We start from the raw sequence: 16,357 nt of genomic DNA, 5'->3' as shown, positions 1-16,357 counted from the left end.
AAAATACCACTGCTTTCGTTATGACTCCAATAAAAAATCTCTTTGTAATATTATTTTTATTTTACTCTATTTGTAGTTTCTCACAAATTAAAATAATCACCACATTAGTAGACACCACTATTACCGAAAAAACAAATCCTCAACTAACAAACGGGATTATCACGACCAAGCCAGATACTATTTCCTATTGGAAACACAAAAATATCGTAGGCCTTGATATTTCAGAGATTGCTTTTGTAAACTGGAGTGCTGGAGGAACAAGTGCTATCACTGGACTAGTTAGAGGAGAATTCAAATATGACTATAAAGACGACCTTCAAGTATGGTCAAATGAGCTTTTTTTTAGATATGGCTTGAACAAACAAGAAGGAATTGAACTTAGGAAAACGGATGATGTATTCAAAATCAATTCCACTTATGGATTAAGAACAAGCCCTAATTCAAATTGGTATCATTCGGCAAAATTCAACTTCAACACTCAATTTACTGATGGATATAAATATCCTAACATCGAAGATCCTATTTCAAAACCCTTTGCCCCTGCCTATATCTTTTTAGGGATTGGATCGGAATACATTTACAAACCCGAAAACTTTAATTTGTACTTATCTCCATTAACCTTAAAAAGTACATTGGTACTTGATCAAACATTAGCTAATTCTGGTGCTTATGGTGTAGAACCAGCCGTTTACGATGCTAATAAAAATTTAATTTCCGAAGGCAGTAAATCAAAAACAGAACTTGGTATCTTAATAACATCTTACATTGAAAAAGAAATATTTACCAATATTATTTTAAAAAACCGTCTAAATTTATACACCGATTATTTACATAATTTTGGAAATATTGATGTGGATTGGCAATGTTTTTCTTATCTGAAAGTTAATCAATATGTAAAAGCAAATGTCGGCTTCAATTTAGTTTACGATGAAGATATCGATGTGATAACAGAAAAAAATGGAGTAAAATATAATGAAGGAGCTAAAGTCCAATTAAAACAAGTATTGGGAGTTGGTGTTGAATATATATTTTAATAATCTAACTTTTTCTATTCTTTATTGAATACTAATTAGATTTTAAAATCAGTACCCAATCGTTCCCATCTTCTTTATTTCCAGAAGGCTGAAATTCTTGAGTCCCTTTATTTGCGAAAACTCCAATTTTGGTTATATCTCCATTTCGAGGGTTATACCAACTGGCTTCGACTTTCTTTCCTGCAATTTTACCCATATTGACACTCAATTTTCTGCCATTGTAGGTATAAATAAGAGCATAATTCTTTCCTCGAGTAGCTACCAAATAATCGTATTTCTCACCTTGATTGGCTACTAAAGACTGATCAGGAACACGTTCTAAATATGGAAAACCCAACATCAATTTTTTAATATAGCCCATTTGTTGAGCCCCTGGAGCGTTAATCGCTTCTGACCAAAGCACTCTGTTTCCATAAGCTGCTTTATCACCTTTTCGAAACATTTGCATAACGGCGCTATGTCCGTAAGTATAACCTGCAGCACCTGCAAAAACAGACCAATAACCATAACGTCTCACATCTTTATCCGTCCATTTGGGTTGTAAAGTATCGTGCAAACCATGTGGAATTCCTTCATAAGAAGGTTCTCCATCCAAAGTTGGTTTGATAGGTTTTAAAGTTAAATCTTTTTGAACAAATTTATAATTATCTTCTTTGAAAGAATTCTTCAATGTATCTTGATCATATGTGCGGTGCCCTGATTGAAACATATTAAACTCTAACCATCTGGCATTTTGAAAATTATCAGAAGAATCAGTACGTCCAAAAGGATGAAAAGTCATTAACTGATCCGGATTACTATTTTTAATTGTATTACCAATTATGTTCCAAATATTTTGAAATTCATTTCCTTTAGTATCTCCACCATTTAGCCAAATAACATTCGTTCTATTTTTATATCGATCGGCTAAAAACTGAGCATATTTCAGTGCTTGCTCTTCATTAACTTTTTTTCCTTTTGCAACATTTGTCCCCCAAACAGGAACCATAGCTACGTAAATTCCATTTTTTTGAGCGATATCCAAAACGTAATCGATGTGATCCCAATAGTCATATTCTACAGGATTATTAAAATCATTTCCTGGTGTAATTAAGGGTTTTGAAATATCTTCGTTAACCAAAGCAGTATCGCCATACACATTGGTCACATTTAATGTATGCAAAATCATAACCTGAGCAACATTAAATCCTTTTTCTTTTCTATCTTGAAAATAGTTTTCTACTCCTGCTCGATCTAATTTTCCAAAAAGTAACCAAGCCGTATCTCCCAACCAAAAAAATGGTTTTCCTGACTCCGTAACAAAATAATGTTGATTCTTTGAAACTTTAATTTTCGGTAAAGCTTCTATTTTTTGAGCAGATTGAGAATATCCGCTATATATCACAGACAAAAAACAAATACAAAAAGCGAATAATCTTTTGATTTTAAAATTCATTTGGTGATTTTATATTCTTTTTAAACCTTTCTCTTTGTTTTATTTATTTTAAGCCAATTAAGTATAAACATTCTCACACTTGTGTTAATGCATCTCTTTATTAATTCTTAATAACTCCGTTGTAATAATTAAAAATTTTTAATGTCCTTTCAACAACTAAAGATGAATATGAACCTACTCGGAAATTTGACTGAATTGTACCTCCTCCTGAATATTCCTCATTAGTCATAGTCCCAATTAGGTAAAGTTCAGCATCACGAAAAGCCAACCAAGCTTTTTGCGCAGTAACAAGAACCTTCTTGTCTTTAGGTTTAAGCAATTTCATAAGCTTACTGTAATACTTATTCATTAACTTATCATAAGCAGTAGTCAATTCAGCAACGGATATATTCATACCTGCTGTTGAATAATCGATTTCAATTCGTCTAGATGCTATTGACTCTATTCGAAATGTGTCTATTTTGAATTCTATTTCGTCAGCATTAAATTCTTCTTTTGAAAATTTCAGTTTTAGTTTAGGAATTTGGACTTCCACTTCTGCTTTTATTTTTTTCAAAATTTCTGGAGATATTTCTTTTAGACTATTTTGGCCGAGAACAATATTCCCTAAAAAGCAAAGAATCATTGATAAAAAAAAGTGTTTCATATAGTATAGCTTTAAAAAAACTTGTCCCTAAGATATCATTTAGAACCTAATTCGTTTTTTTGCCATTAATTGTATCGTATAACTCCAACGCATTTCCATCGGTAAGCATAGAAACAAAATGACAAATATGAAGTAATCTTTCATATAAATTCTCCTTAACCAATTGATGTTTTTCGGGCAACATTTTCAAAATTAACCCATCATAATTAGACAATTTACCATCATACTTATTATTAAAAGCGGTTATAAATTTATCGAGTAATGTTTGTATAATTTGATAACCAACAATTTCTTTTTCGACCACTTCGCGGCTTTGATAAATATTATTGACACTAATTTTTATAATATCATCCATCTGAGCTTTATATTTACTTTTATCGGTTAATGCAAAAGGGAATTCTCCTTTCATAATAGCCTCTTCATTTTCAATAAAAACTTTTACGGCATCATTAATTAAACTCCCAATAGCCAAGGCACGCAAATAACTGATTCGATCTTCCTTGGTTTCTAATGTCTTATATTTGGAAGTATCAATACTGTCTTTTACCAATTTTATCAAATATTCCAAAGCAAAATCCTCCGAAACCAAACCTAAGTTGATTCCATCTTCAAAGTCAATTATGGTGTAGCAAATATCATCTGCTGCTTCAACAAGATAAGCAAGAGGGTGTCTTTCGAAACCAATATCATCTCCTTTTTTATTAATAATCATTCCCATTTCGGAAGCTACTTCTTGAAAGAATGTCTTGTCCGTTTGGAAAAAACCGTATTTCTTGTCGGCAATATTTTTGGTTGGTTTTTTAGGTAAACTCTCTTTTGGGTATTTCATAAAAGCCCCCAAAGTTGCATAGGAAAGCCTAATACCGCCATCAACACCCGGTCGTGAACTATTTAAAACTGAAAATCCATTAGCATTCCCTTCAAAATCTATTAAATCTTGCCATTCTTTGGCAGATAATTGTTCTTTGTACTGCAATCCTTTTCCAATCGAAAAATATTCGCCAATAGCTTTTTCGCCAGAGTGTCCAAAAGGCGGATTCCCAATGTCATGAGCCAAAGATGCCGCCGCCACAATAGCTCCAAAATCATTCATTTGATAGCCATGAACTTCTTTTAAATGTAGATATTTTTCGATGATTTTTTTTCCAACCAGTCTACCCAATGAGCGTCCAACAACGGAAACCTCCAAACTGTGGGTTAGACGAGTATGAACAAAATCGGTTTTTGAAAGCGGAATCACTTGTGTTTTGTCCTGTAAACTTCTAAAAGCAGAAGAGAATATGATTCGGTCGTAATCTACTTCGAAACCTAAACGGGTATCATCTTGCTCGATTCGTAATCTTTTCCCTTTGTCTCCTTGCCTTTTTAGTGATAATAATTGTTCCCAGTTCATTGTGATATTTTGATTGAAGATTTAATGGATTTTGATTTTAGATTTAAAACAACCAAAAATACATTTTATTTTAAGATTTCCATCTAACTAAATTACTTTACAAGGCGGTTAGTTGCTCGCGCGTGAGGGATAGGAATAAGCTACCGAAGTAGCATGGATAGCCCGACCCCATTGAGGAAAGGGGCTGTATAAGCGCCACTATAAGTAAGCCCCTTTTCTCAATGGGGTCACGCCCAAATTATTTCTATTTCATTAAATAGCCAATGCTGTACTATGCTTTATTTCCCCCATAACAAAGACACTTTGGGTATTCCCGATATTCTCGATAGTGGACAATTTATTCATCACAAAATCCTGATAACTGGACATATCTTCGACCAGGATTTTCAACATAAAATCATAATCTCCGGCGATGTTGTAGCATTCTATGATTTCTGGAAGCGCCACAATGTCTTTTACAAAGTTGGCTCCAACGTTTTTGGCGTGTTCTTTTAATCGAACATTACAAAAAACGGTCATCCCTCTTTTTAATTTTTGCTTATCTAATAAAGCAACATATTTCATGATATAACCATCTCGCTCCAAACGCTTAATTCTTTCATAAACAGGAGTTGGAGTTAAGTTTATCCTGCTTGCTAACTCTTTTATATTAATATTTGAGTTGTTTTGTAGCTGATTTAGAATAGCCAAATCGGTTGCATCTATATTTTCCATAGGAATAATTACTGTTTAAGGTTCTTTTTACAATTTAATTCAGGATAAAAAACTAAAATAACAATCTAAATTAGTTCATTTTGGTTTATTAAAGCAATTATTTAAATACAAAACACCATTATTATACATTTGTTCAGCAATAAATACTGACATAAAATGAAAACAAATAACTTAGGTTACCCAAGAATTGGCAGCAACAGAGAATTAAAAAAAGCGAATGAATTGTACTGGTCTGGAAAAATCTCCGCCGAAGAATTACTAGCTGCAGGTTCCGCAATTAGAACACAAAACTGGAAATTACAAGCCGAAAATGGTATTGATTTGATTCCTTCAAATGATTTTTCACTCTATGACCAAGTATTGGATCTGACGCTTACTCTTGGTGCAATTCCTGAACGCTACACTGAATTTGCCAGAACAAACAATTCACTTGATTTGTATTTTGCTATGGCTCGTGGAGCGCAAAAAAACGGACAAGATGTAGTGGCAATGGAAATGACTAAATGGTTTGATACCAACTATCATTATATTGTTCCTGAGTTTACCAAAAATCAAAAGTTTGAATTGTTTTCTACCAAAGCAATAGCTGAGTTTATTGAAGCTAAAAACCTTGGAATCATAACTAAGCCAGTACTTATTGGACCAGTTTCGTATTTATTACTTGGAAAAGAAAAAGAAGAAGGTTTTCATAGAATAGATCTTATTCACAATTTACTTCCAGTTTATTTTGAAATTTTACAAAAACTAGAAGCTGAAGGTGCAACTTATGTTCAATTAGACGAACCTTTTTTAGCTTTAAACTTGACTAACAATGAGCGTGAAGCGATTACTTATGTTTACAATGAAATCAACAACAAATTTCCTTCTTTAAAAATAATATTAGCCAATTATTTTGATTGTTTTGGAGAAAATATCGATACAGCTTTGGCTTTGCCAGTTGATACTTTTCATTTGGATTTAGTACGTTGTTCTTTGCAATTGGATGATATTTTAGACTCGGGAAAATTGGCAAGCAATGTCAATCTATCTTTAGGAGTTGTTGATGGAAGAAATATTTGGAAAAATGATTTCAAAAAGTCATTAGCTATTATCGAAAAAGCGGTGACTGCTTTGGGAGAAAATCGAATTTTAGTTGCACCTTCTTGTTCTTTAATTCACTCTCCTTGCGATTTGGATTTAGAGACTAATGATGCAACATTGACTCCAGAGATTAAACAATGGTTGGCTTTTGCAAAACAAAAAATTAAAGAAGTTACTTTATTGAAACAATTGGCTTCTAATGAAATTGACCATGATTATTCCATCGAATTGGCAGAAAACACCTTAGCCAATCAAGACCGTAAAACCTCGAAATTAATTCATAACGAAGCGGTCAAAAACCGAGTTAAAGGAATTAAAACTGGAGATGACCAACGTCAAAACGCTTTTGCTACTCGTCGCATAAAACAAGCCGAAGCTTTACAGTTACCATTATTTCCTACTACTACTATTGGTTCGTTTCCACAAACACCTGAAGTAAGAAGCTGGAGAGCTAAATTCAAAAAAGGCGAATTAACTCAAACCGAATATGATGCTTTACTTGAAAAAGAAACGGAAGAAACCATTCGTTTTCAAGAAGAATCAGGAATTGACGTTTTGGTTCACGGAGAATTTGAGCGTAATGATATGGTGGAATATTTTGGTGAACAATTGGATGGATTTACCTTTACTAAAAATGGTTGGGTACAAAGTTATGGTAGCCGTTGTGTAAAACCTCCAGTTATTTATGGTGATGTTTCTCGTCCAACGCCTATGACTGTAAAATGGGCTGAATTTGCTCAATCATTGACTCCAAAATGGGTAAAAGGAATGCTTACCGGACCAGTAACTATCTTGCAATGGTCTTTTGTCCGTAATGATCAGCCTCGTTCTGAAACTTGTACTCAAATTGCTTTGGCAATTCGTGATGAAGTTGTTGATTTAGAAAAAGCAGGAATCAAAATCATTCAAATTGATGAGCCAGCCATTCGCGAAGGACTGCCTTTGCGAAAAGAAGAATGGGCTGATTATCTAGATTGGGCAATTAAAGCCTTTAGAAGTTCGGCCAGCGGTGTTGCTGATGACACTCAAATTCACACCCACATGTGTTACAGCGAATTCAATGATATTATTCAGAACATTGCCGATATGGATGCCGACGTAATCACCATTGAATGTTCGCGTTCGCAAATGGAATTACTGGATGCTTTTGCCGATTTTAAATTTCCAAACGAAATAGGCCCTGGTGTTTATGATATTCACTCGCCACGTGTTCCTTCCAACGAAGAAATGGTTCACTTGCTTGAAAAAGCAGCAGCTGTTATTCCAGCGAATCAATTATGGGTAAATCCTGATTGTGGTTTAAAAACGCGTCATTGGGATGAAACCAAAAAAGCGTTAATCGAGATGGTAAATGCGGCTAAAAAAATGCGTGTTGCTGCTACTCATTTAGAAACAGTTTAATATTTATTTCAAAAACCATTAAGGAAGTGTATTGCAGTTAGAGCTCATCATTCATTTGCAATCATTACTTGATGGTTATTTACAAAAAAAGGCTTCGTGATGAAGCCTTTTACATTTATTTTGAATTAATAATTATAATGTCGCTGCTCCACCATCCAATAATAGTTCGCCACCAATCATAAATTTAGAATCATCGGAAGCTAGATAAAGAAATCCTGCCGCCATTTCTTCTGAAGTTCCCAAACGTTTTGCAGGAATTCCTGATGCGAAATGTGCTTTTGTTCCGTTGGCTTCTTCTTCGGAAGCACCGCCTCTTGAAAAAATTGGTGTATCAATTGGGCCAGGAGAAAGCACATTTACACGAATATTTCTATCCAATAATTCGGCAGATAACGTTCTTGCCAATGAGCGAACCGCTGCTTTCGATGCTGAATAAGCTGCCGTTGTAGCAAACCCCTTATGAGCAACCGTAGATGCGGTAATGATAATCGAAGCACCATCATTTAGATGTGGTAATGCTTTTTGAATCGTAAAGAAAACTCCTTTGAAATTAATATCGCTGGTTTGGTCAAACATTTCTTCTGTGTAATCGGCTAAAGGTGCAGCAATGAATACGCCAGCATTTACTACCAATACATCTATTTTTCCAAAAGTATCTTTAATATTTCCGTAAGTTCTATCAATGTTATTTATGTCCGAAACATCGCTTACCAATCCAATCGAAGCGTTCCCTATTTCGAAAACTGCTTCGTCAATTGTCTTTTTATTACGGCCTGTTATCGCCACTTTTGCACCTTGTTCTGCAAATAATTTTGCTGTTGCTAATCCTATTCCGCTGTTACCTCCTGTAATTACGGCTACTTTGTTTTGTAATTTTTTCATTATTTATAGTTTGATTATTTTAAGTATTTAAATATCTAAATATTTCGATGTTTTTGATTAAAAAAAAGCTAAAGCACTAAACTGTTAATATAGTCTGCATAAGCAGTGCAAACTTCTTTGTTAACGACAAATTTCAAATTACGTCCTTCTTTATCTGCAATCAATAAATCAGCTTCTATAAGTTGCTTTATATGATGCGACATAGTAGATTGGGCCAGATTAAACTCAGCCGAAACATCACAGCATTGCACACAGCTTTCGCTATTGCTGACAATCTTCATAATCTTTAAACGATAAGGATCGCCCAAAGCTTTTGAGATTTTTTCGACTTGTTTTATGTTTAAACTTGTAATCATGAGGCAAAGATAAAAATATATTTTTAATACATCGAAATATTTCGATATATTTTCTAAATTTGCACCAACACTACTTCATCTACTAATTTTAGATTTGAATTATTTCCTTTAAAACATTCTCTATGAAAATTTTATATACCTACATCAAAACCCATAAAACGCTTTTATACATAGCGTTATTTTTGGCCACAATAAATCAATGTTTTTCGTTATTCGATTCTATAATTATTGGTAAACTGCTTAACGAATGTGGGGTCGGTGTAGCTAACTTCAATCACAATCAGCTTAGCTTTACCAAAGCAGTTATTGGTTGGCTGGCATTATCTCTTGGCGCAGCAATGGTTTCCAGAATTGCCAAAAACTTTCAGGATTATTATACCAACATCATCATTCAGCGAACAGGTGCGCAAATGTACACGGATGGAATTCAAAAAGCACTACAATTGCCTTTTCAAGATTTTGAAGACCAACGAAGCGGTGAGACTTTAGGCAAACTTCAGAAAGTAAAAATTGACTGTGAAAAATTTATTACTTTATCTATTTCATTGATTTTTCAATCAATAGTTGGTATCGTATTTGTCGTGGTTTATGCAATTAGTATTCATTGGCTTTTGGGACCTATATTTCTGGCAACCGTTCCAGTAATCGCTTTTATCAGTTCGTTTTTAGGTAAAAGAATCAAGAAAGTATCCAGAGAAATTTTAGGCGAAACAACCGCATTGGCAGGGGCTACAACCGAATCCCTACGAAATATTGAACTTGTAAAAAGCCTTGGATTAACCCAACAAGAAGTCAACAGATTAAACGCAACAACCATTAAAATCCTTGGATTAGAACTCAAAAAAGTACGCTTCATCCGTTCGTTGAGTTTCATACAAGGAACAACGGTTCATTTTATGCGAACCACTTTAGTTTTTGCACTTTATATGTTCATTTTTCATGACATCATCAAACCTGGAGATTTGATTACTTTGATGTTCTTTTCATTCTTTTTGTTTAATCCACTGCAGGAACTTGGTAATGTGATTGCAACTTATAATGAAACGAAAGCTTCGATGGATAATTTTGCTGATTTAATGAATTCCAAAAGTGAAGAAACACCAGTAAATCCTAAAACTATTGGCGCTATCAATCATTTGCGTTTTGAGAATATTTCGTTCAAACACCAAACTGCCAGTTCCTATGCCGTAAAAAATATTTCTTTTGATGCAAAAGCTGGCGAAACCATTGCTTTTGTTGGTCCGTCAGGAAGCGGAAAAACGACTTTGGTCAAAATGCTTGTCGGACTGTACAATCCTGCTGAAGGCGCTATTTTTTATAATGAGAAAAATGCCAAAGATATTGACCTTACCGAGTTGAGACAGCAATTAGGTTTTGTAACCCAAGATGCGCAATTATTCTCGGGAACAATAAAAGACAATTTACTGTTCGTAAAGCCAAATGCTACCGACGAAGAAATTAATGATGTTTTACAAAAATCGGCCTGCCAAAATTTACTGGCTCGTGCCGAGAACGGAATATACACCACTATTGGTGAAGGCGGTATTAAAGTATCGGGAGGAGAGAAACAACGTTTATCAATTGCCAGAGCATTGCTAAGAAATCCGCATTTACTGCTTTTTGACGAAGCAACATCAGCATTGGATTCGATTACCGAAGAAGAAATCACCAAAACCATTCGAAGCATATCGTCTAAGCAAGACCAAATTACGGTTTTGATTGCGCATCGTTTATCGACCATTATGCACGCTGATAAGATATTTGTTTTGGAACAAGGACAAATTATTGAACAAGGCAAACATCAAGATTTATTGGATGAAAAAGGCTTGTATTATGCGATGTGGAGACAGCAGATTGGGGAGAGAAAGTAACGAGTTTTTTTCTAATTATTTTGAATAATTTACAATTAAAAAACCCTAGTAGATTTTGATTTACTAGGGTTTGTATTTTATAATCCCAATCTTTTAGACCAGTTTTTAGGAGAACGCGAGGTATGAAAAACGCCAATAACAATAATTTCGCCCTTATCAAATCTATAATGAATCCCATAAGGGAACCGTGAAATAAATCTAACCTTTATATTTTTATATCTTTTTTGAAATACATCTGGATTTCTCAAAATAGTATCAATTCCTGCTTCTAGACAAAGTTCAAAATCATAAGAAAGCCCTATTCTTTGTTCTTCATACCAAAGAACAATATCTTCAATATCAAATAACGCTTCTTTTACGAAATGAATTTTATACACTATCGAATACTTTTTAAATGGTTTTTAACCTCATCCCAAGTATATAATTCCGTTTTCCCTTCTTCCAAATTTTTTATTCGAATATCTAATTCTCTTTTCACATCATCAGAAATTTCTAAATCATTTTTAGAAACACTGTCCCATAATTGCTCGGCAAGAACAATTTTTTCAGCATTGCTGTATTTAGACAAATTTTTAATTTCCATAACTCATTGCATTAGTATTGAATACACAAATTTAAACAAAATTAATTATGAATCAATAACTCCCTAGCCCCGATTGTAGTGGAAATCCTTTTTTGAGGCTTTTCGCCGAAAAAAAGATTGAAACAAAAAGCGGGAAATAGCTCCAAAAAAAAACAGCCATCATAATTGACAGCTGTTCTCTATATTCTTTGTTCTTTCATCCTAATTAAGACCCACACATTTCGCATTCATCTGGACCAGCATTTTTAGCTAATTCAATCATTGCTCTGTATTCTTCGGGAGTCATTTGAGCTTCCACCTCAACAGCTTCAAGAACTCTTGCTTGTTGTTTAGAATCTGGAATTACTTCCTCTTTTTTATCATTGTTTAATGTGAATTTAATCGCATCAACAGCCGCTTTTGTTCTCAAGTAGTACATTCCAGTTTTCAAACCAGATTGCCAAGCGTAGAAGTGCATAGAAGTCAATTTAGAATAATTGGCATCTTGCATAAACAAGTTCAATGATTGTGACTGATCTACAAAATATCCTCTTTGACGGGACATATCGATAATATCTTTCATAGACATTTCCCAAACAGTTTTGTACAATTCTTTCAAGTCTTGCGGAATGATATCAATATTTTGAACCGATCCGTTTTGACGCATGATTTCTTGTTTCAAGTTCTCATTCCATAATCCAAGTCTTACCAAGTCATGTAGTAAATGTTTATTCACTACAATGAATTCACCAGACAACACACGTCTTGTATAGATATTCGAAGTATATGGTTCGAATGCTTCGTTGTTACCTAAAATTTGAGAAGTTGAAGCTGTTGGCATTGGCGCAACTAATAACGAGTTACGAACACCGTTTTTAACCACTTCTTTTCTAAGCGAAGCCCAATCCCATCTTCCTGATAATTCTTCGTCTTTCATTCCCCACAAATTGTGTTGGAATTCTCCATTTGACATTGGAGAACCTTTGAAAGTAGAATAAGGCCCTTCTTCAATTGCCATTTCCATAGAGGCGGTACAAGCTGCGAAGTAAAGTGTTTCGAATATTTCTTGGTTTAATGTTTTAGCTTCATCACTTGTAAAAGGTAAACGCAACATGATAAAAGCATCAGCTAATCCCTGTACTCCAAGACCGATTGGTCTGTGACGCAAATTGGAGTTTTCAGCTTCTTTTACAGGATAGTAATTTCTGTCGATTACTCTGTTCAAGTTACGAGTCACACGTTTGGCAACATCGTATAATAATTGGTGATTGAATGCTCCGTTTTCAACAAACATTGGCAACGAAATAGACGCCAAATTACAAACAGCTACCTCATCACTTGAAGTAAATTCCATAATCTCAGTACATAAATTCGAAGAGCGAATGGTACCTAGATTTTTTTGGTTTGATTTTCTGTTAGCCGCATCTTTATACAACATATAAGGAGTTCCAGTCTCGATTTGAGATTCTAGAATTTTTTCCCATAATTCACGAGCTTTGATAGTTTTTCTACCTTTTCCTCTAAATTCATAATCAGTATATAAAGCTTCGAATTCTTCTCCATACACATCATACAAACCTGGACATTCGTTAGGACACATCAAAGTCCAAGTAGAATCTTCCTGAACACGTTTCATGAATAAATCTGAAGTCCACATTGCGAAGAATAAATCTCTTGCACGCATTTCTTCTTTACCGGTATTCTTTTTCAAATCTAAGAAGTCGAAGATATCGGCATGCCAAGTTTCGATGTAAATTGCAAAACTTCCTTTTCTTTTTCCTCCTCCTTGATCTACATAACGAGCGGTATCGTTGAAGACTCTCAACATTGGCACAATTCCGTTTGAAGTACCGTTTGTACCACGAATATAAGAACCCGTTGCGCGAACATTGTGAATAGAAAGTCCTACCCCACCCGCTGATTGCGAGATTTTTGCTGTTTGTTTTAAAGTATCATAAATACCGTCAATACTGTCATCCTGCATTGCCAAAAGGAAACAAGAAGACATTTGAGGTTTTGGAGTACCAGCATTGAACAAAGTTGGAGTTGCGTGAGTGAAATACTTTTTAGACATTAAGTCATAAGTCTCCATCACCGATTTTAAATCGTCTAAGTGAATCCCAACAGCGACACGCATCAACATGTGTTGTGGACGCTCTACGATTTTACCGTTTATTTTCAATAAATACGACCTTTCCAAGGTTTTGAAACCGAAATAATCGTAGTTAAAATCTCTTGTGTAAATAATATGAGAATCCAAAAATGCCGCATTATCCATGATTACTTTATGAACCTCTTCGGCTAATAAAGGTGATTCCTGGTTGGTTCTTGGATTGATATAATGATACATTTCATTCATCGTTTCCGAGAATGATTTTTTAGTATTTGAATGTAGATTTGATATCGCAATACGAGCAGCCAATTGTGCGTAATCCGGGTGAGCAATTGTCATAGAAGCAGCAGTTTCTGCAGCAAGATTGTCTAGCTCAGATGTAGAAACTCCATCATATAAACCTTCAATAACTCGCATAGCTACTTTAACTGGATCTACCAATTCATTCAAGCCATAACACAACTTTTTAATTCTCTCTGTAATTTTGTCAAACATTACAGGCTCTTTGTGGCCGTCTCTTTTTACTACGTACATACTCTATGATATTTATTTGTGAATGAATTATGAATTACGAACAGTAGGGATTCATAATTCACTTTTTTTACTCAGCGTCAATCCATAACGTACTTCGATACTTTGTTTCATCGCATAAAATGAAATGAAACAAAACGCCGTCATATATCCCGAAATGAATCGGGCTGAATCAACTTAGCTTTTTAGATTTGGGGGAAATCTGACAAACTACTTAATATAACTATTCTTTACTTGTTTTATTTTAACTGTATTTTAAAAATCCGCGTCAAAACTTATTTTTTGGGAATCGCCTTCAGAAACTTTAACTCCTGATTTTTGATATTCAGCAACTTTTTTCTCGAAGAAATTAGTTTTCCCTTGAAGTGAAATCATATCCATAAAATCGAATGGATTTGAAACATTGTATTCTCTATCACAACCCAATTCTACTAATAACCTGTCGGCTACAAATTCTAGATATTGTGTCATTAAACCAGCATTCATCCCAATCAAACTTACAGGAAGCGACTCGGTGATAAATTCTCTTTCTATATTCAAAGCATCAACAATGATACTTCTAATTCTTTCTTTTGGCACTTTATTAATCAAATGGTGATTATGTAAGTGTACCGCAAAATCACAGTGAACACCTTCATCACGGGAAATCAACTCATTTGAAAATGTTAAACCTGGCATTAATCCACGTTTTTTCAACCAATAAATAGAACAAAATGCTCCTGAAAAGAAAATTCCTTCTACTGCTGCAAAAGCAATTAATCTTTCAGCAAAAGAATCTGATTCAATCCATTTTAATGCCCAATCTGCTTTCTTTCTAATAGCAGGAAAAACATCTAGAGCATTAAACAATTCTGCTTTTTCAGCTTCATCTTTTACATAAGTATCAATCAAAAGAGAATAGGTTTCGCTATGAATGTTTTCCATCATAATCTGGAAACCATAGAAAAATTTCGCTTCAGCATATTGCACTTCATTCACAAAATTTTCAGCCAAATTTTCATTTACAATTCCATCAGAAGCTGCAAAAAACGCCAAGATGTGTTTTATAAAATAACGCTCATCATCACTTAACTTATTATTCCAGTCATTTAAATCTTGAGATAAATCAATTTCTTCAGCAGTCCAAAAACTAGCTTCCATTGATTTATAAAACTCCCAAATATCTTGGTGTTTGATAGGGAAAATTACAAATCGATTCTTGTTTTCTTGTAAAATTGGTTCTATTTTAGACATTTGATTTGGATGTTTATTTTGATGTTTTATAATGAAAATGAATGCGAAAATTGAATTACAAAGATTGTGAAATAATGCGGTTATTAAAAGCCAAACTTATTCACAATACCTCTTAGTTTTTAACAATGAAATAAAATTATAGTATTTTTCATTCAAATTTTATTTTATTGATTATCAAATAATTATACCTAATAAAACGATGTAGATACCCATTAAACAATGAGATTTAAAAGAAATATGGTAAATTTAAGAGTTGCTCTTACAGGCCTTTTTTTAAGTCTTCGGCAACTTTTTCAAGCTCCAAATACCAGTCGTTTCCAAAGCGACGAACAAGTGCTTCTTTGACAAATTTATAAACCGGAACTTCGAGTTCTTGCCCTAAAGAACAGGCTGCATCGCAGATATCCCATTTATCATAATTAACTGCTGCAAATTCGGTAAAATCTTTTACTCGGATTGGGTATAAATGACAAGAAACAGGTTTTTTCCAGTCAACTATTCCTTGGTTATAGGCTTGCTCTATTCCACAAAGCGCCGTTTTCCCATCAAAGATTACGTAAGCGCAGTCTTTATTATCAATTAGTGGTGTTTCAAGGTCGCCATCAGTTCCATTTACCCAAGTTCCTTGCGCTTCGATAGCCTCAATTCCTTGTTTTCTTAAAAATGGTTTTACTTTAGGATATATCTCTTCCAATATCTTTGTTTCCTCTAAACTCAATGGAGCGCCAGCATCGCCATCGACGCAACAAGCCCCTTTGCAAGCTGATAAATTACAAACAAATTCTTTTTCGAGTATATCCTCCGAGACGATGGTTTTTCCTAGTTGAAACATTTTGCAAAGGTAACTAAAGATTCAGGAAATAAAAACATCCATTTAAACTTACGCCTTTAAACAAAACAAATTAACACATTGCAACAATTTTACTTACATAAATAACAAATTCACTTTATCACTTACAACAGTAACCTATTAATTATCTGAGCATTATTTAATAAAACAAAAACTGACGATTTAACAATACAACTCTTAAGATGAAAAATATATCCGTATTTTTGAAAGTCTAAATGATTCTTACTTAATTATTCATTAAAAATTTTAATACTAT

At 34.0% G+C, this 16,357-nt stretch carries 14 protein-coding genes; 3 read left to right on the top strand and 11 right to left on the bottom strand.

Translation table 11 applies throughout. The annotated features are described in order from the left end of the window. Nucleotides 1-20: 20 nt before the first annotated feature. A complete protein-coding gene (locus ACUN3A_RS11010) occupies nt 21-1,034 on the top strand; it encodes a DUF3078 domain-containing protein (RefSeq protein WP_445551341.1) in 1,014 nt (337 codons plus the stop codon). Between the two features lie 31 nt (nt 1,035-1,065). Here the strand turns inward: ACUN3A_RS11010 and ACUN3A_RS11005 are convergent, their stop codons facing one another. The 4 genes from ACUN3A_RS11005 to ACUN3A_RS10990 form a co-directional block, all read right to left on the bottom strand. After that, nucleotides 1,066-2,469 (bottom strand): glycoside hydrolase family 140 protein, encoded by a 1,404-nt coding sequence (locus ACUN3A_RS11005; RefSeq protein ID WP_445551340.1) that lies wholly within the window; start codon nt 2,467-2,469, stop codon nt 1,066-1,068. A gap of 100 nt (nt 2,470-2,569) precedes the next feature. Continuing rightward, the gene (locus tag ACUN3A_RS11000) at nt 2,570-3,115 is read right to left on the bottom strand and encodes a lysozyme inhibitor LprI family protein (protein WP_445551339.1); all 546 of its coding nucleotides are present in this window, start codon (nt 3,113-3,115) and stop codon (nt 2,570-2,572) included. 46 nt (nt 3,116-3,161) lie between these two features. Then, on the bottom strand, nt 3,162-4,508 hold the full coding sequence (locus tag ACUN3A_RS10995) for a deoxyguanosinetriphosphate triphosphohydrolase (RefSeq protein ID WP_445551338.1): 1,347 nt from the start codon (nt 4,506-4,508) through the stop codon (nt 3,162-3,164). 252 nt (nt 4,509-4,760) lie between these two features. Next, nucleotides 4,761-5,222 (bottom strand): Lrp/AsnC family transcriptional regulator, encoded by a 462-nt coding sequence (locus ACUN3A_RS10990; protein WP_445551337.1) that lies wholly within the window; start codon nt 5,220-5,222, stop codon nt 4,761-4,763. Between the two features lie 156 nt (nt 5,223-5,378). Here ACUN3A_RS10990 and metE point away from each other — a divergent pair, with 156 nt between their 5' ends. Then, on the top strand, nt 5,379-7,703 hold the full coding sequence (gene metE / locus ACUN3A_RS10985) for a 5-methyltetrahydropteroyltriglutamate--homocysteine S-methyltransferase (protein WP_445551336.1): 2,325 nt from the start codon (nt 5,379-5,381) through the stop codon (nt 7,701-7,703). Nucleotides 7,704-7,835: 132 nt separating this feature from the next. Here metE and ACUN3A_RS10980 read toward each other — a convergent pair whose 3' ends face one another. Then, on the bottom strand, nt 7,836-8,585 hold the full coding sequence (locus ACUN3A_RS10980; protein WP_445551335.1) for an SDR family oxidoreductase: 750 nt from the start codon (nt 8,583-8,585) through the stop codon (nt 7,836-7,838). A gap of 68 nt (nt 8,586-8,653) precedes the next feature. Beyond that, entirely contained in the window at nt 8,654-8,941 is a 288-nt protein-coding gene (locus ACUN3A_RS10975) for an ArsR/SmtB family transcription factor (RefSeq protein WP_445551334.1), read from the bottom strand. A 122-nt stretch (nt 8,942-9,063) separates the two neighbouring features. Between ACUN3A_RS10975 and ACUN3A_RS10970 the strand changes: the two genes are divergently transcribed. Further along, entirely contained in the window at nt 9,064-10,812 is a 1,749-nt protein-coding gene (locus ACUN3A_RS10970; RefSeq protein ID WP_445551333.1) for an ABC transporter ATP-binding protein, read from the top strand. Nucleotides 10,813-10,889: 77 nt separating this feature from the next. Here the strand turns inward: ACUN3A_RS10970 and ACUN3A_RS10965 are convergent, their stop codons facing one another. The 5 genes from ACUN3A_RS10965 to ACUN3A_RS10945 form a co-directional block, all read right to left on the bottom strand. Next, nucleotides 10,890-11,189, bottom strand: a complete 300-nt coding sequence (locus ACUN3A_RS10965) for a type II toxin-antitoxin system RelE/ParE family toxin (RefSeq protein ID WP_445551332.1) — start codon at nt 11,187-11,189, stop codon at nt 10,890-10,892. Continuing rightward, nucleotides 11,189-11,395, bottom strand: coding sequence for an addiction module protein (locus ACUN3A_RS10960; protein WP_100432242.1), 207 nt, complete (start codon nt 11,393-11,395; stop codon nt 11,189-11,191). The genes ACUN3A_RS10965 and ACUN3A_RS10960 overlap by 1 nt, the downstream gene beginning before the upstream one ends. Before the next feature lie 205 nt (nt 11,396-11,600). Next, a complete protein-coding gene (locus ACUN3A_RS10955) occupies nt 11,601-14,021 on the bottom strand; it encodes a ribonucleoside-diphosphate reductase subunit alpha (protein WP_445551331.1) in 2,421 nt (806 codons plus the stop codon). Nucleotides 14,022-14,273: 252 nt separating this feature from the next. Beyond that, on the bottom strand, nt 14,274-15,251 hold the full coding sequence (locus ACUN3A_RS10950; protein ID WP_445551330.1) for a ribonucleotide-diphosphate reductase subunit beta: 978 nt from the start codon (nt 15,249-15,251) through the stop codon (nt 14,274-14,276). Between the two features lie 259 nt (nt 15,252-15,510). Continuing rightward, nucleotides 15,511-16,083, bottom strand: coding sequence for a DUF3109 family protein (locus ACUN3A_RS10945; RefSeq protein WP_445551329.1), 573 nt, complete (start codon nt 16,081-16,083; stop codon nt 15,511-15,513). Nucleotides 16,084-16,357: the final 274 nt, after the last annotated feature.

It is taken from the genome of Flavobacterium sp. WC2509 (assembly GCF_052683105.1).
This window is presented reverse-complemented; position numbering and strand designations above follow the sequence as displayed.

Bases quoted from the DNA above. Each gene is read 5' to 3' on its own strand.
- ACUN3A_RS10970 (WP_445551333.1), top strand. From the start codon at position 9,064: ATGAAAATTTTATATACCTACATCAAAACCCATAAAACGCTTTTATAC.
- ACUN3A_RS10960 (WP_100432242.1), bottom strand. From the start codon at position 11,395: ATGGAAATTAAAAATTTGTCTAAATACAGCAATGCTGAAAAAATTGTT.
- ACUN3A_RS10990 (WP_445551337.1), bottom strand. From the start codon at position 5,222: ATGGAAAATATAGATGCAACCGATTTGGCTATTCTAAATCAGCTACAA.
- ACUN3A_RS10975 (WP_445551334.1), bottom strand. From the start codon at position 8,941: ATGATTACAAGTTTAAACATAAAACAAGTCGAAAAAATCTCAAAAGCT.
- ACUN3A_RS10950 (WP_445551330.1), bottom strand. From the start codon at position 15,251: ATGTCTAAAATAGAACCAATTTTACAAGAAAACAAGAATCGATTTGTA.
- ACUN3A_RS10955 (WP_445551331.1), bottom strand. From the start codon at position 14,021: ATGTACGTAGTAAAAAGAGACGGCCACAAAGAGCCTGTAATGTTTGAC.
- ACUN3A_RS11000 (WP_445551339.1), bottom strand. From the start codon at position 3,115: ATGAAACACTTTTTTTTATCAATGATTCTTTGCTTTTTAGGGAATATT.
- ACUN3A_RS10980 (WP_445551335.1), bottom strand. From the start codon at position 8,585: ATGAAAAAATTACAAAACAAAGTAGCCGTAATTACAGGAGGTAACAGC.
- ACUN3A_RS11010 (WP_445551341.1), top strand. From the start codon at position 21: ATGACTCCAATAAAAAATCTCTTTGTAATATTATTTTTATTTTACTCT.
- ACUN3A_RS10995 (WP_445551338.1), bottom strand. From the start codon at position 4,508: ATGAACTGGGAACAATTATTATCACTAAAAAGGCAAGGAGACAAAGGG.
- ACUN3A_RS11005 (WP_445551340.1), bottom strand. From the start codon at position 2,469: ATGAATTTTAAAATCAAAAGATTATTCGCTTTTTGTATTTGTTTTTTG.
- metE (WP_445551336.1), top strand. From the start codon at position 5,379: ATGAAAACAAATAACTTAGGTTACCCAAGAATTGGCAGCAACAGAGAA.
- ACUN3A_RS10945 (WP_445551329.1), bottom strand. From the start codon at position 16,083: ATGTTTCAACTAGGAAAAACCATCGTCTCGGAGGATATACTCGAAAAA.